This window comes from Corallococcus sp. bb12-1 (genome assembly GCF_026626765.1).
Taxonomy (GTDB): domain Bacteria; phylum Myxococcota; class Myxococcia; order Myxococcales; family Myxococcaceae; genus Corallococcus; species Corallococcus terminator.
In genome coordinates, this window is record NZ_JAPNJZ010000007.1 from 558537 (window position 1) to 573749 (window position 15213).

At 65.7% G+C, this 15213-nt stretch carries 9 protein-coding genes and 1 tRNA gene; 3 read left to right on the plus strand and 7 right to left on the minus strand.

Annotation, left to right across the window (positions count from 1 at the left end):
* Nucleotides 1-5 precede the first annotated feature (5 nt).
* Genes OV208_RS12905 through OV208_RS12915 form a run of 3 tightly spaced genes read left to right on the plus strand, consistent with a single transcriptional unit; the run spans nucleotide 6 to nucleotide 7720 of the window.
* On the plus strand, nucleotides 6-785 hold the full coding sequence (locus tag OV208_RS12905; RefSeq protein WP_267574131.1) for a 4'-phosphopantetheinyl transferase family protein: 780 nt from the start codon (nucleotides 6-8) through the stop codon (nucleotides 783-785).
* Nucleotides 782-1642 (plus strand): polyketide synthase dehydratase domain-containing protein, encoded by an 861-nt coding sequence (locus OV208_RS12910; protein ID WP_267574132.1) that lies wholly within the window; start codon nucleotides 782-784, stop codon nucleotides 1640-1642. The genes OV208_RS12905 and OV208_RS12910 overlap by 4 nt, the downstream gene beginning before the upstream one ends.
* Nucleotides 1643-1699: 57 nt before the next feature.
* Nucleotides 1700-7720 carry an AMP-binding protein gene (locus tag OV208_RS12915; RefSeq protein WP_267574133.1) on the plus strand — a complete coding sequence of 2007 codons (6021 nt, stop codon included), beginning with the start codon at nucleotides 1700-1702 and terminating at the stop codon, nucleotides 7718-7720.
* Between the two features lie 71 nt (nucleotides 7721-7791).
* On the opposite strand, the gene OV208_RS12920 is transcribed toward OV208_RS12915, so the two are convergent.
* The 7 genes from OV208_RS12920 to OV208_RS12950 form a co-directional block, all read right to left on the minus strand.
* Nucleotides 7792-7865: transfer RNA gene (locus tag OV208_RS12920), tRNA-Ile, on the minus strand.
* Between the two features lie 148 nt (nucleotides 7866-8013).
* Nucleotides 8014-9912: an amidohydrolase gene (locus OV208_RS12925; RefSeq protein WP_267574134.1), complete on the minus strand. Its 1899-nt coding sequence runs from the start codon at nucleotides 9910-9912 to the stop codon at nucleotides 8014-8016.
* A gap of 458 nt (nucleotides 9913-10370) precedes the next feature.
* Nucleotides 10371-11051: a hypothetical protein gene (locus tag OV208_RS12930; RefSeq protein ID WP_267574135.1), complete on the minus strand. Its 681-nt coding sequence runs from the start codon at nucleotides 11049-11051 to the stop codon at nucleotides 10371-10373.
* A 134-nt stretch (nucleotides 11052-11185) separates the two neighbouring features.
* On the minus strand, nucleotides 11186-11770 hold the full coding sequence (locus OV208_RS12935) for an imm11 family protein (RefSeq protein ID WP_267574136.1): 585 nt from the start codon (nucleotides 11768-11770) through the stop codon (nucleotides 11186-11188).
* 13 nt (nucleotides 11771-11783) lie between these two features.
* On the minus strand, nucleotides 11784-12656 hold the full coding sequence (locus tag OV208_RS12940; protein ID WP_267574137.1) for an AHH domain-containing protein: 873 nt from the start codon (nucleotides 12654-12656) through the stop codon (nucleotides 11784-11786).
* Nucleotides 12653-13768 carry a hypothetical protein gene (locus OV208_RS12945; protein WP_267574138.1) on the minus strand — a complete coding sequence of 372 codons (1116 nt, stop codon included), beginning with the start codon at nucleotides 13766-13768 and terminating at the stop codon, nucleotides 12653-12655. The genes OV208_RS12940 and OV208_RS12945 overlap by 4 nt, the downstream gene beginning before the upstream one ends.
* A gap of 42 nt (nucleotides 13769-13810) precedes the next feature.
* Entirely contained in the window at nucleotides 13811-15145 is a 1335-nt protein-coding gene (locus tag OV208_RS12950; protein ID WP_267574288.1) for a TIGR02270 family protein, read from the minus strand.
* Between the last annotated feature and the right edge of the window lie 68 nt (nucleotides 15146-15213).

Below are 15213 nucleotides of genomic sequence, written 5' to 3' on the forward strand. Positions count from 1 at the left end.
TCCGCGTGAGCCTGCCGGGAGGCCCGTGCCTCACCCTCGCGGTGGTGCCGCTGGCGCCCGTGCGTCTCGCATGGGCGTCGCATCCAGAGGGCATGCTCGGGACCGTACTGACGCAGGCGGAGCTGGCCGTGAGCGGGATGCACCGGGTGCCCGAGCGCAGGGTGGCGCACCTGGCTGGAAGGGTGGCCGCGAAGTCCGCGCTGCTTCACCACCTGGGGGCTTCCGGCGTCCGGTTGGTGGCGCAGGAGCTGGGCATTTCCCAGGTCATGGCGGGCCCGGAGCAGGGGAGGCCCGTGGTGCAGGTGCCGCCCGGGACGCCCGCGTGTGATGTGTCGATTTCCCATTCAAAGGACCTGGCGGTGGCTGTCGCCACGACCGGCGGGCGCGTGGGCGTCGACCTGGAGGCCGTGCGGCCCCGGGGGCCCGGCTTCCATGACGAGGTCTTCACCTCCGTCGAGCAGGACTGGCTCATGCACTGTCATCGACACCATGGCCGCGAGCCGGACGAGCTGTGGAGTCTGGGCTGGTGTCTCAAGGAGGCCCTGGTGAAGCGCACGGGCCATGGCCTGCGGGACTCGCTCCAGCAGGTGGGCTTCTCGGGATGGGAGGAGCACGGCCCGATGTCCGCTGCCATCCCTGGCCTCACGGATGCACCGGGCGCGTTCTGCGTGCGGATCACCCTGAACTCCACCGGTTCAGGCCGTGAAACACTGTCGGGTTTGCTGGCCCTGGGCCGGGGATATGCGCTGGCGGTGCTCCACGTTCCGGAGGCGAGACCCGCATGAGACATGACGAGCCAAGACTGGGAGAGGTCTCCGTGGAGCGGGGCGCGTGGCGCTTCGAGCGTCCCATCGACACCGGGACCGACCCGTACCTGCTGGACCATGTCGTCGAGGGCCTGCCGGTGTTTCCCGCCGCGTACCTCGTCGGACTCATGACCCAGGCCGCCCATCGCATCCGGCCGCACCTGGGCGTGGTGGGCGTGCGTGACGTGCGGTTCGTCCAGGCGGCCCGCTTCAGGGGCACCCGGGGCTTCCAGCTCGCGGTCACCGCGGAGCCGGAGGAGGCGGAGCCCGACGACATCCCGGTCGTGATCTCCTCCAGCATGTCCCCGCCCAGGGAGGGCTCTCCGCGCATCCTTCGGACCCATGCCCACGGCAAGGTGAGGCTGGGGGCGCCGAAGGAACGGGCCGCGCGGTTTCAGCGGATCGATTTCTCCGGCGCCGCGGACTACGCGGAGCTGTATGCCCTTCCCAGGGAGATCCAGCACGGGCCGGCCTTCCTGGCGGGGGTGGAGTATCAGCGCCACGCACCGGACCAGTTGCTCGCGGTCATCGCTCCTCCTGGCGGGCCCCAGCGTGGGTGGCGCGAGGACCGCGACACGCCGGGATGGCCGTCGACGTTGCTCAATGCCATCCTCCATGTCGGTTTCTCCCTGGGGGTGTTGTCGAGCGCGCGGACCCTGCTCCCGCTGGAGCTGGAGGCCGCGGATCTGTATGCCGTCCCCGAGGGGCAGGTGCAGGTCTTCGCGCGGCGGCAGAGCGTCCACGGCGGCCGTCAGGCCTTTCATGTCGTCTCCTGGGACGGGCAGGGTCGGCCCGTGGGTGTCTTCCGGGGATTCGTGTTGCAAGAAGTCCCCTGACGGTACGCGGGGACCGCTTCTGGCAGGGCCGGGAGCGCGGCGGAGGTGAGGCGAAGCATGCGTGTACTCAGTGAATTGATCGATCAGCCCAGGCTCAACGAGACCCACGACACCAGTCAGCTTCTGGGGTTGGCATTGCGTGCCGCCGGGATCCCCCGCTGCTTCGGGATTCCGGGCGTCCAGAACCTGCGCCTGTACGAGATGCTCGGGCGTGGCGTGGTGGATCCGGTGCTCATCGCCAACGAGGCGAGCGCGGCCTACCTCGCGGTCGGGCAATACCAGAGCACCGGTCAGATCGGCTGTGTGAATGTCATTGGCGGGCCGGGCATCACGCACGCGCTCCCGGGCATCGAGTTCGCGTTCCGCACCCACACGCCCGTCCTCGTCCTCACGACGGGGTGCGCGCGAGACGACGGCCGTGCGTATCAGTTGCACGATGTCGACAACCTGGGAGTCCTCGCACCGCTCTGCAAGGCGACCCACCGGCTGACCGAAGAGGACGACGTGCACGAAGTCGTGGCGCGTCTCATCGAGGCCGCGCACGGCGGGGTGCCCGGTCCGTGCGCCCTGGAAGTGCCCATGCACCTGCTCCGGCGGGTGTCGACCTTCCGTGAGCGCGAGCCGCGCCTCCGGCCCGCTGAAGTCCCCTCCGCGTGGCGGAACTCGGCCCTCCCTCCTGCGCTGGCCAGCGCGCTGGAGTCCTGTGCGGTCGCCCTGGGCCGCGACGGCCTTTATGTTGTCAGCGACAGGGAGCATCAGCGGATCCCGTCTCGTCGTGGCGCGGTGCCGCTGGCGCTGGGCGCGGCGTTTTCGCGCAAGCTCGCGGTCGCCGTCACGGATGCCGAGTCGTTGGTGGCGTTCGCGCCAGAACTCACCCTGGCGACCGCACGGCGTCTGCCCCTCATCATCCTGGTCGAGCAGGATGCAGCTCAGGCCGCCAGCCTCGACCTCGTGGCGAACCTCACCGGGGTTCGACTCATCCGGTCCACGGGGGAGGCCGAATGGGTCCGTGAACTCGTGGAGGCGATGCGCACCCCCGAGGTGGTCATCTGCGAGATTGAGCGTGCAGGGGACGCGGTGGCCGCGCCCGAGCCCGTGGCGCTCGAAACGTCGTGGCTCGCAGCCTTCCAACAGGGAGTGCGGGGCAGCGGCCTTGGGTCCGTCTTCATCGCGGGGGATGGCAGGCTGAGCGCGGTGGCTGATGCGCTTTCCTCGGATGGCGTGTCGGTCCGGAGCGTGCGGCATGATCAGAACCTGGGGTTCGTCGCGGACGGAGCTTCACGCTCGTCGGCGCGGCCCGCCGCCATCATCCTCCCCGAGGAATGGGCGCTCTCGTCGGTGTTGTCGGGAGTGGGGGAGGCCCACCTCGATCAGGTTCCCCTCGTGGTGCTCATCGTGGCCGCCACGACGCCCGGGCCCTGGCTCGGAACTCTGAAACACCTGTCGAAGTCGGCGACGGTCGTGGCCTCGGTGGAAGACATGGCGGGTGCCATCCTGGAGGCGGCCCAGCTCAGCCGTGCCGGTGCTCCAGGCCCGGTCTGCTTGGTCTGTCCCGCAAACCTCGCGACGTCCTCCTCGGGAACCCAGCCCACACGTGCCCCGACGGCGCCATCGCTCGCCCAGGGGGCTCCCACGGACGCGGAGCTGGATGCGGTGGCGCAGATGTTCCTTCGCTCGAAGCAGCCCGTGATCTTCGTGGGCCGTGGCGCGCGCGAGGGCTCCGCCGAGCTCGTGGAGCTGGCGCACCGGACGGGGGCTGTCGTCGCGTCGACGCTGTCCGGCAAGGGCGTGTTTCCTGAAACGGATCCCCTGTGGCTGTGGGGCGGCTTCGGTCCCTTGTCCCCTCCGCCCATGAAGGCCCTCGCGGAAGCGTGTGACGGGGCGCTCATCCTCGGCGCGAGGCTCAGTGAACTGGGAGGCGCTCACTACCGCGCCCGCTTCCCGGCGTATTGCTTTCACGTGGACATCGATCCGGCGGTGCCGAACAAGGCTGCCTCCGCGATCGGCATCACCGCGGATGCCAGGGTCTTCCTCCAGGCCTTGCTGAAGCACCTCGACAGGCACTACCGCGAGAGCCTTCCGCGCCGGGTGGAAGGCCTCCTCGAACAGCTCCAGGCGGCCCGTGCCTGGGTGGACGCGGACGTTCGCGAGCGGAGAGAAGAGGGCAGGGGGATCGACCCCTATGAACTCGTCCGCACGGTCCAGGCCGGGCTTCCTCCTGAGACGGTCTTCTGCGCGGATTCAGGCAATGGAACGATCCACGCACTGGAAGCACTGCGGCTCACCGCGCCGGATCGGTTCCTCTGTCCTGCGGACTACAACAGCATGGGTTATTCGGTCCCTGCCGCGCTCGGCGCCGCGGGGGCGCACCCGTCGGTGCCCGTGGTGTCCTTCGTGGGGGACGGCGCGTTCCTGATGACCGGGCTCAAATCCCTGCTGGGAGAGCCCGAAGCCCCTCCCATCATCACCGTCGTGCTGCGGGACCGCCGTCTGGGAATGATTGGAGACATCCAGCGCGCGACGAACCGCCCGGAGGTCTGCACCCAGCTCTCCGATTTCGACCTCGGGGCCTTCAAGTACAGACGCCCGGGACTGCGCTTCGAATCGGTATCCACGTCCGAGGCGTTGGCCCGAAGCGTCCAGGCCGCGCGGGTCGCATGGGAGGCGGGGCAGGGCACGCTCATCGAGTGTCTGATCAACCCCGAGACGAAGTCCTACTTCTTCCAGGGGGCACTCTCGTCGGCGGCGGTTCCCGTGCCCCGGCGGGTCCCCCGGTTGCCCACGGTGGAAGGTCCGCCTGGAGACCTCTGGGAGGTCATCGAGCGGGCGAAGGACCGCTTCGCGGAGCGGGTCGCGCTCCGCGACGGTGCCCGGCAGTACCGGTACGGCGAGGTGCATGCCCGCGTGTCGCGGCTCGCGCAGTTCCTTCGGGAGCAGGGCGTGGGGCCGGGCGATGTCGTCGGGGTGATGCTGCGCAACCGGTCGGAGGTCGTCGAAGCGCACTTCGCCGCCGCGGGGCTCCGGGCCGTCGTGTTGAACATCAACGTCCGGCTCGCCGCGCCGGAGCTGAAGGACATCTTCAAGCAGGCCGGCGTGAAGTGGCTCATCGCCTCGACGGATTTCGCGCCGACCCTCTCCGAAACCCTCGCCATCGGGGACCTGCGGCTGGGGGGCGTGCTGTGGGTGGCCCCTGGCCAGGAGCCCCGTGTGCTTCCAGAACTGACGGACAGGTTAGGCACGACGCGCGACTATGAGGGCGCCCTCACCGCGTCAACGGCTCCCTTCGTCCCGGCGACCGGCTCCGAGTTCGATGCGTTCCACCTCTATTACACGAGCGGTACGACAGGCTTCCCGAAGGCAGTCCGCCTCACCCATCGCCAGGTCTTCCATCACGCGATCGCCACCGCGGAGGAGATGCACATCACTGGCGAGGATGTCTGGGGACACTTCTCGCCCATGTATCATGTCGTGGATGCCTTCGCGATCTACGCCCTGACCTGGCTGGGCGGGCAGCATGTGATGGTTTCGGATCCGGATCCGACCCACTTCCTGAGCCTGCTCGCGAGCGAGCGCATCACCTGCACGAACCTCGCCGCGGCGGCCGCGCATTTCCTCATCCACAGCCCGGACCTGGGGACGCACGACTTCAGCCGGTTGCGCATCCTCTCCTGCGGCGGCTCCGCCCTGGATGCCGGTTCGGTGGAACGGCTGATCCAGATTTTCGGCTGCGAAATCTTCATGTCGTACGGCATGACGGAGTGCTGCGGGAAGATTTCAATGTCTCTCTTGTCGGACGAGCACCGCCAACTCAGCCAGGGCGAACAGTTCGAGCGGATCGCCACGTCAGGTCGGCCGTTCAAGCTCATGGACGTGCGGATTGTCGATGAGCAAGGAGCGGACGTCGCGCGCGACAACCAGACGATGGGCGAGGTGTGGATTCGCGGGCTCACGGTCTTCAGCGGTTACTTCAATGACGACACCGCGACCCGCGAGGCCTTCCAGGACGGCTGGTTCAAGACGGGAGACCTGGCGACGATCCGGCCGGACGGGTACCTGACGATCGCGGGCCGCAAGAAGGACATGATCATCTCATACGGGGAGAACGTGTACCCGGGCGAGGTCGAGCGGGCCCTGGGGTCGCACCCGGGGGTCCAGCAGGTGGCGGTCTACGGCATCGAGAACCCGACGGCCGGAGAGGTGGTCAAGGCGGTCATCCGCCTTCGTGCGGGGCATTCATTGACAGCGCGTGAGGTCATCGCGTTCTGCCGGGGGCAGTTGGCTGGCTACAAGGTTCCCTCAGAGGTGGAATTCATCGATGAGATGCCCATGACCGGGACCTTCAAGGTGGACAAGCTCCGCCTCAAGCGCCGGGAGGCACGGACGGGCGAAGCGACTGCGACCGGAGCAAAGGCGCCGGTGGTTCGCGTCCGTCCCCGGACCGGGGTCGTCGAGCGCGTCCTGAAGATCGTCGAAGGCATCCGTGTGTCGGACGAGGGGCCGGTGGCCACCACGGCGACCCTCTGGAGCCTGGGATTGGATTCCATCCTGTTCCTCACGCTGCTCCGGGAACTTGAAAAGGAATTCCAGCTCAAGCTGGACCCGAACTTCCTGGTTCAAAACAACACCATCGAGATGATCGCCCGTGCGATTACCCAGGCACCGGTCGAATCCCAGGCGGCCGCACCGGCTCCCCACGAGGCGCCACCGCTCCTGAACGAAGCGCTCCTGTCTTCATGGAGCGCGACGGTGGAACGGCGGCTCGGTGGCTTCGAGTCGCTGGTCTATCAAGCCAACCGCCGGGGCCTGCTGCACATCAACCCCGTGGTGGACATGGAAGGCCCTGTCGATCATTCGGTGATGCGCGAAGCTGCGGCGCTGTTGGAGAAGCGCCATCCCTATCTGCTGGCCTCCATCGTCGAGAAGAAGAAGGGCGACTTCTTCCTGGAGTACAAGCCGGGCCGCCATCTGGAGCTCGTATTCGTCGAGGAGTCCGGGACGGAGTCCCTGGAGCAACTGGTGGCGCGGCATCTGCGGGATTCGGGACAGAAGAAGATCCTGTTCATCCGCGCGAAGGGTTCACCCGAAGCCCACCAGGTCATCCCCATCTTCTGGCATTGCTACCTGGAGGTTCACGCCTTCCTGCGGCTGGTCCGGGAGCTGTTCGAACTCCACGAGCAGCTGATCGCCGGGACGCCCGTGGACGTGAAACCACAGCCGCTCCCGGTGGCCCGGGAGGAGCTGTTCTCCCGGCTGCCGGGGATGGGGCTGGGCCCCACGGTCCAGCACCCGGATCCGGGCATCGCCAAGACGGGACAGGAAGTCCTCTCCGGCCTGGAGCTCTTCCGGGCGAACAAGTTCAAGGCGCCGTTCGGGGTCCAGAAGAAGCGGGACTCGGAGATCTCGGTGGCGGGGGCTTCCCGTTCGGTCGTGATGGGCCGGGAGGCGACACGGAACATGCTGGGCGCCGTGGTGCGGCAGCAGAGCTCGTTGACGGGCGCCCTGTCCGCGGCGCTCTGTCTGGTCGCGCGGGAGCTGTTCTGCCCGGCGCCCAGGCCCCACCGGATGATTCTCGTGGGCTCGTTCGACGCGCGGCCGCTCCTGAACCTGCCGACGGAGACGCTGGGGTACTACGCCACCTATCCGAAGTTCCTGGTGGATGTCGGCCCCGCGACCGGCTTCTGGGACCTGTCGCGCCACTTCCACCGCGAGAATCAGGCCTACATCGACCAGCGGACCTATGCGGGGATGGATGCGGAGCACTTCAGCAAGCTGGCGGGCGGCTTCGGAGCAGTCGCGAAGCTGCTCTGGGTGCCTGGGATGTGGGAGCAGTTCACCGCGCCAGGGCGGGCCTTCATCGTCAACCTGGGGGTGCTCGACTCAGGGCTGGGGCGGTTCAAGCTGAGGGGCGTGAAGGTGCTCCAGGACATCCCGGCGCTGGCCGTCTACAGCTACGTCCTCGACGGGTGCCTGCACCTGCAGACGTGCTCCCAACTGGCCCCAGAGGCCGCGGACCGCTTCGCAGGGCACATCGAGGCGCACTTCAGCGGGATGACGGCCCCGGTGGCTACCCAGGGGTAGGGGAGCGCTTGGGAGGGGGCCCATAAAGAAAAACCCCGGAATCACTTGGGAAAGTGACTCCGGGGGCTTGATGGCCAGGGTCGGACTTGAACCGACTACCTGCGGATTATGAGACCGCCGCTCTAACCAGGTGAGCTACCTGGCCGTGAAGCCCCGCCCGTATATCGAGCGGGGCGCGGCGCCGCAAGCACTTCGAAGGGGGGGCCACCCCGTCCGGGGCCGGGGGAGTGCCCGCCGTGCCGCCCGCCAAGGGAGCAACCCGGGACACGGGAGGGCTCATCCTCCGAAACAGGTCAGTGGCTGACCCCGGTGGGCTTGCCGTTCAGGAACGTCTCAATCACCGCGATCTTGCTGATCTGCGTCGGGTCTCCCCCCTTGGCCGGGTCGTAGTCGAGTGGGTTGGCGCCCAGCAGGACGAAGTCCGCCACCTTGCCCGGCTCGATGGAGCCCAGCCACGCGTCGAGTTCGTGCTGACGGGCGGGCTCCACGGTGACGGCTCGCAGCGCCTCCTCGACGGTCGCCTTGTGCTCGGGTCCGAGCTCGTAGCTCTTCGTGAACTCAGGATAGGCCCACGTGCGCCGCGTGACGGCCTGCTCCACGAACCAGAGCGGGCGGAGCGGCGTCACCATTGAGTCGCTGTGGAACGAGAACGGGATTTCGTTCTGGCGATCAAACAACACCGGGTCGATGTTCTTCGCGGCGTCTGCTCCCAACATCTCCGTGAAGGCGTCGCCCCAATACGCCACATGTCCGATGAGATGCGTCACCCGCACGTCCAGGGCCGGCACCGGCTTCTTGTCCCAGGCAAAGGTTCCCTTTCGCATCTTGCCGATGTCCTGGGAGACGGCCTGTTCACCCACCGTGTTGTGGATGAGCAGCGCCCGGCGCGGATTGGGCTTCTGCAACTGGAGCTGTGCGAACGCATCGAGAGCCCACCGGTTCGCTTCGTTTCCGTTGGCGTGCATCTGGACGCGCCAGGAGGAAGTCTCCCAGAGCGAACTCAACTTGTCGGCGATGGCCTTCGCGTCCTTGAAGTCCGTCTGGCCATGACCACTCGTCGGGCAGTGCCCGGAAGAGAGGTACTGATAGGGCTCCGCGAGCTTCGCGGTGCAGCCCTGCGTCGAGCCATCCACCCAGAGCTTGATGCCACCAGCGCCCAGCCACTTGGGTAGCTTGCACCCAGGATCCTTGCTGGGATCGCAAGACGGTCCCGTCGGCTGGAGGTTCTCCTTGAGCGCGGTGTCGTATGTCACGACGCCCGTGATTCGCAGCGAGAAGTCCTGCCGCTCCGCGAGGACCTTATCCAGTTGGATCTGCGACACGCCCGACAGTCCGCCATCCGCGAGGGTCGTGAGTCCGGCTGCGCGTATCTCCTGGAGGGTCTGCTGGATCTCCTTCTCGTAGGTTTCGAAAAGCTGGAGCGGATTCTGGTGCGCCAGCCCCAGGGGCAGGCTCTTTTCCATGGCCGCCAGGAACGGCGCGAAGGCGGCCGTCTCTTGAAGCAGTCCGGTGTATCCGTCCTCGTCCTTGACCCATGTTCCGCCCTGGCTCTTGGCGGACGCTGCGAGGGCATCGCACTTCTCCGGGGTCGAGCAGATGGCGGCGAAGGCCTTCTGGTTCACGTAGGCCAGATGGCCAGACTGGTCCAGGATGAGCACCGGACGGTCCTTGCTCACACAGGCATCGAGAAAGAACTTCGGCTTCTTCATGAAGGAGTCAGGCCCGCCCGCGCCGCACCCTCCCGGGATGAACTGCTGCCGCGACGGGTCCAGGTTCATGCCCAGGACGAACTCATGGCTCTGGCCCTTGGCGGGTGGGGGGACCTGCATTGACGCGAGCGCGCCCAGCAGATCCGCGCGGGTTTCGCAGTCCGTGGCGGCGCCTCTGTAGGGGGGAGGCAGGCAGGGCGCCAGATTGTTCTTTCCCAGGATGCTCTGGGTCAGCGTCGGCAACAGGTGCATGTGCGGGTCGATGAATCCCGGCATCAGCACCTGCTCTGGCTTCAGGCGGACGATCTCCACCCCGGATCCAAGGCCCGCCGTCACGTCCTTCTCGGTTCCCACCTTCACGATGTGGCCGAGCCCGTTCACGGAGACAGCCTCGGCGATCGTCCCCTTGTCATCCATGGTGACAATCTTGCCGACGAAGACGGTGGTGCCAGCCCCGCCAGCGCCACCTCCTCCTGTCGTCACACAGGACGCCAGCAGGGAAGCTGCCGCGAAGAGCGCGAAGGAGGTTGGACGGATGTGACAAGGGATTCGTGATGACTGGATCGGGTGGCGGTGCATACGGCTCCTCAGGGAAGTCCTTTCTTTACCAAGGGCTTTCGCGGGGAGGGAAGGGAAATCCAGACTTTAGTCAATTTGTGCTGGCTGACACGTCAGCTTTGTATTCTGACGTGTCAAAGCCTGGATAGACGCGTCAGAAACCCTGCGCCGGACCGCCACCGCTGTGAGGGGCTGCACGAGGAGACGCTGAAGGAGTGGTAGCAGGCAGCCGCCGGAGCCTTCTCAGCGGAGCCGCTGCCCGCCAAGGAGCGCAAGCGGCCGCTGGCGGTGGCCAACAAGAAGGAGTTCCGGGACGTCGCGCTCAATTCATTCGTCCGGGCGAACAGCACATTCGCTTGGATAGCGGAGCTGGCGTGTCCGGATCATCCCGCCAGGGAGACCACCCAGTCGCTGCGGTAGGTCTCCGTCATGGGCAGGCGAGCCAGAGGGGGGCAATAGCGAAAGTGCTCCTCATGGGGCGCGATGCCCAGGCGCTCCGCGAGTCTGAGCAGGGCCAGTCCCTCCAGCCAGATGGCTCTTCGGGGCGCGAAGCGTGTCACGGGGGTGGTGAAGAGCTTGGCGCGTCTCTCGACATCCTCCCCGTGGACCTGCCCTGCATGGCGGAACGCTTCGGTGAAGGACTCGCCATCTACGTCCATCAGGGCTCGGGCACACGCCGCGAGGCCACTGTTCGTCTCTCCCTCCGCAGCCTCCAGCTCTTCGATCCTGGGTAGCAGGGCATTCTTCGTGCCCGGAGCAATCAGGGTGTGGACGACCTGTGCCCATGCATGCTCGGTGCGGTATTCGCCCTCCGGGCACCAGCGCGTCTCCGCGAGTTCCGCCACCTGTCGCGCCAGTTCCCAATGCCCCGAAACTGCGGCTCCGAGCAGGGGCACGGTGCTCCGGGACGCAGGGATGGGAATCGCTTCGCGGCGCAGATGAACCATCAGTCGTCGCCAGTTCTCCGCGGCCCGGCACAGGTTGACGAAGAATCCTTGGGGGTTGCCGTCCACCAGCAAGGTGGCGACCGCGACGACGTGGAAATGGAGGCAGAGTTCATCCACGTCGCGAACAAGTGCTTCGCGTCCGGTCCCGGATTCGATTTGACGAAGAATCCGTTGGATCGCCCGTCCCGAGTCTTCCCTGAGTGCAGCAAGCCGAACCACGGTTTCCCTTTCCGTGCGATGTCCTGAGGCGTTCAGGCGAACATGTCGTCGAAGCCCTCAGCGGGATGGGCAACGAACCCGGTCAGTCCGGCGTTGACGAAGGCCTCTTGGACCCGGTCCGAGATGAGGATCAATTCCATCATGTCCCTGGCCCGGAACACCTCCGCCTTCGGATCTATCCCGTCCTTCGTGAGCACCAGATTTCCCAGGCGGGTGATTTCCTTCTGGGTGATGGGATCGATGTCATAATCAGACTTCTTCATGTCAATGACATCCTGCGAGCCCAGGACATTGAGGATTCCATAGTCCTTGCCCACGGGCTTCCATTGGTGATCGCAGAGGGTGATGGGCAGGAACTCCGTGTTGTCCACCTGTAGCTCCTCCAGTACCTGCTTGACCCGGGAGGACACCAACAAGACGCCCACCGTGTTTCGAACGAAGTCGTACACCTTCCTCCGATCTGGGAAGTGGTCGGAGAACGAAACCTTTCCCCCCATCGGGAACTGGCGCGCGAGCGGCTCTCCCTTGCTGAGCTTCCAGTTGGTGGGACTGTCCTTGGGCATCGCGTCGATGATGGCCCCATCCGGTGACTCCGCCTTCAAGACCCAATAGTTCATGTTGGCTGCTTTCCTACCAGAGGCTGCCCCACTCGTAGAGGGTGCCACTCTTGTTTTCGTACCGCACGTGCTCGGAACCGCGTCCCACGTACCTTACTCCGGCGACCTTGGCAGCCACGAGTCGGCGACTGATGCCGGTCAGGAGGTTCCAGAATTGCTCCTCCATTTTCTTCAACGCCTCGAACGCCGATTCTGCCAGGGTGCCATGGGGCTTGCCTGAGTCGATGACTTCCTGGAGGCGCTTGGCTACCTTCCTCATTTCTTCCATGATCCGCAGCGTATAGGCCTCATGATCGCTGGGATGGCAGATGAGGGAGTGGACTGGAACTGCCCAGTCCTCCCTGGGAAGCATGATGAGGTTGTGCCCATGGTTGATGTTGTAGTCGGACATCAACAGCAAGCGGATTTGCTTGTAGGTGAATGCTGGTTGGCCGTCCTTCAACACGTAATAGAAAGCCGAGCCTGGTAGGATGTGATGGGCTGCCCACTCATACGGAAATTGCTGGGTGAAGGAGGGATTGAAGTTTTCCTTCGGTCCTCCTGGGAACTCCGCTCGTTCCTTCACCATCTCCCGAATCTCATTCAGGTGGGCATGGCTGAAGTTCCGGTAGACCCCCCGACCGTCCTGACTCTTGAGGTATGTGTAGCCTCGGCGTGAGTAGTTGTCGCCCTTGGACAGCACTCCGTTGAGCGGAGCATTGGGATCGAGGTGACCCTCTTCGGAGACAGGCTCCGCCTTCTTCTTGCTCTTCTTCGGCGACTTCTTGGCTTCGCTCTTGGCTTCCTTCCGCGCTGCGTCCTTGCGCTCCAGGTTGCGTTGATAGATGGCGTTGAGCCGCCGGGCCAGTTCGGAGTTGGGTTCGTGCCGTGCGTCGTGGGTCGTCATGGCGAGGCGTCCTTGGACGGAAATGAAGGCTCGGCCTCCAGCAGCATGGCGGCACGTCCTGAATCGTCAGCGCTGGAGAGAATGAGGCATGTGGACGACGGTGCATAGCGCCGCTGCAATCCGCGGGTGGCCACACAGACCGCGACCGCGCCTGATGCGGCCCCTACATCGCCGAATCCGAGCGCTGGATACCAGGCATGAGGGCCCGCCCCCATTGAGTCCTGTGCGCGCAGATGGAGCAGGACCATTCCCCATTCCCGGGCACGTGCTTCCTCTCCATTGTGGTCACTCACGAGCAGCGGCGGCGACCATGCCTGGCCGACCGTTGCAAATGCATCCCTGGCGCATCCCGCCAGGGCCCGGCCATCCGACGGTCTGTCGGAGCCTCGCGGGTGAGGCTCTCGTCCCAGCCGTACCGCTCGAAGTAACACGTTGGGCACCCCTGGCGACGGTGCTGCTTCGTTGAGGGAGAGGAGCAATGCCGCGCCTGCTTCTCCGGGCGTCAATCCTACGGGCTGGTCCGGCGTCTTCAGGCGGTGTTCCTCCAGGAGCGCTTCGAGGGTGGATTCCTCGACCAGGCAATCCAGTCCCATCACCACGCACGAGCGAAACCCTGAATGCTGCAACTGGGCATGGGCTTCGTGAAGTGCCTGCGCAAAGGCCGCATGACCTCCACCGAAGAAGCGATATGGACCCGTCCAGTCCAATCCCAGGTTGCGCAGGCTGGCTTCAAGCACCCGCGTCCCCAGAGATTCAATACGCTGCGCCACCGTGTCATCCGGTCCGCCCAGGTCCAGCCCCCGCTCCAGGGGGTCGGGCAGGGCCAGATAGAAGCCGGTCTCAGCCCCGAGTGTCTCCAGGTCCGCTCGCGTCCAGAGGTCTTTGAGCACTTCACACGCAAGCGCAACGAGTCGTCCAACGCCCGTGAAGCCAAAAGTCGCCACCGGCAGGGTGCGGACGGTGATGGGTTGCGGGACTTCATCTCCCGGAAGGGAGAGGTCGGTTTCCAACGCAGGAGAGGGGCGCTGCAGATTGGCCCGGAAGGCGGCACACGCTGGAACGACGGGGCCGAGGCAGGAGGCCATTCCCAGTCCGCTGACGAACACCTTCACGGTCTTCCTCCGGATTCATTCCTTGCGCCGGGCGTTCGCGGTTTAGCCATGCGCGGTCCCGTCAAGGGAACGAGAGAAATGCATCGCAGGCAGCCTGTTTGCGGCTTCCATCCGCGCGAGTTGGACCCGCGTCCAGGTGAATGGGTCAAGGGCCAGCTCTCCACGAGTCCTCAGTTCCAATACAGGCGCCAGTGTGTTGCGTCGATACATGGACGCCTCCCGCAGTGCCTCCAGCAATGCCGCCTGCCCGAAGGGCTGGCCATGGATGTATCGGGTCATGGGATTGAAGCCCCTGGCCTGTTCCTTCCACCAGGCCTCCACCGCCGAAACATCGGGCACCGGAAGCGTCGCTTCCGGTGTGGAAGTACCAGGATGCAGCGCGTCGTCGTCTTCATCCTCTGCCGTGGCCTCCCTCACATCGTCAGCAGGCTCCATCGTCCGCCCCGTAATCGTCGAGAAGGCCTCTGCGGCGAGTGCCGTCCACGGCTCCTGCCGCATCAGTTCCAGGCAGGTCCTTGCCGCGTCCACCGTACCGAGCAGCCCAAGCACCCGTATGCACTCCCGACGCGAGGTGGGATGTTCCAATGACTCGAACAACAGGCGCTGGTTGTCGCCCCCGCCTGCGATGGCCAGGGCCTTCAATGCCAGTCCCCGGTGGGGTCCACGCCCTGTTACCTGCCGGCGGCACTCCCGCCACGCCAGACGGTTGCCTCCGATAAGTCCCACCTCCAACGCGGCCTCACAGACCTCTGGAATCGTGGAGCGCAAGCCCTCCTCCAGCAGAGTATCGGGCACGTGGGTCGAGAAGGCCTTCATGCAACGAAATGCTGCCGCCCTGACCTCGGGGACTTCATGTCTGAGGCTCGAGCTCAGTTCCGGTCCCAGTTTCACGCGCCAGGTCCCCAAGGCATCGAGGGCTGCGGCAAGCAATGGCGGAGGCGTCGTTGGAGTCAGAAGGGTGCGCAGACAGAGTTCCAGTCTCTTGCCTCCCGCGAGCCGAAGTGCCTGGCGGACGCTGCCTACCAAGCTGCCTGCTTCTTCCTGCAGTTTGTCGAGGATGCTTTTGAGAACCCCTTCCGAAGTCTCCTGGAGCAGCAACGCGAGCGCTGCGGCCTCGAACCTGCCTGGATCCCCATCCTGGCGCAGCGCGGGCACCAGCAGTCGTGTCATCGCTGGGGGGCCGGCAAGGACAAGCGCGTCCACGTGGGCCAGCAGTCGTTCCTCCAGCCCAGTGACATCCTCCAAGACATGGTCCGGAGCGACGAGGGCATGTCTCCATCGGCCCCAGAGGTACCCGGACTCATCAAGGTGGGTTTCCAGCATCTCCCACGAAATCGGAAGTGCATGGTGTGGTGGGGGCGCTGCCATCGGTCGCATCCTTCCAGGTGTCGTGACGAGTGTCTTCGAAGTGACGCGAAGGTCCGCCATCCTTCGCTCTGGTCCTG

Excerpts from the sequence above, each read along its gene's own strand:
- OV208_RS12910 (WP_267574132.1), top strand. The coding sequence starts at position 782 with ATGAGACATGACGAGCCAAGACTGGGAGAGGTCTCCGTGGAGCGGGGC.
- OV208_RS12940 (WP_267574137.1), bottom strand. The coding sequence starts at position 12,656 with ATGACGACCCACGACGCACGGCACGAACCCAACTCCGAACTGGCCCGG.
- OV208_RS12935 (WP_267574136.1), bottom strand. The coding sequence starts at position 11,770 with ATGAACTATTGGGTCTTGAAGGCGGAGTCACCGGATGGGGCCATCATC.
- OV208_RS12950 (WP_267574288.1), bottom strand. The coding sequence starts at position 15,145 with ATGCGACCGATGGCAGCGCCCCCACCACACCATGCACTTCCGATTTCG.
- OV208_RS12915 (WP_267574133.1), top strand. The coding sequence starts at position 1,700 with ATGCGTGTACTCAGTGAATTGATCGATCAGCCCAGGCTCAACGAGACC.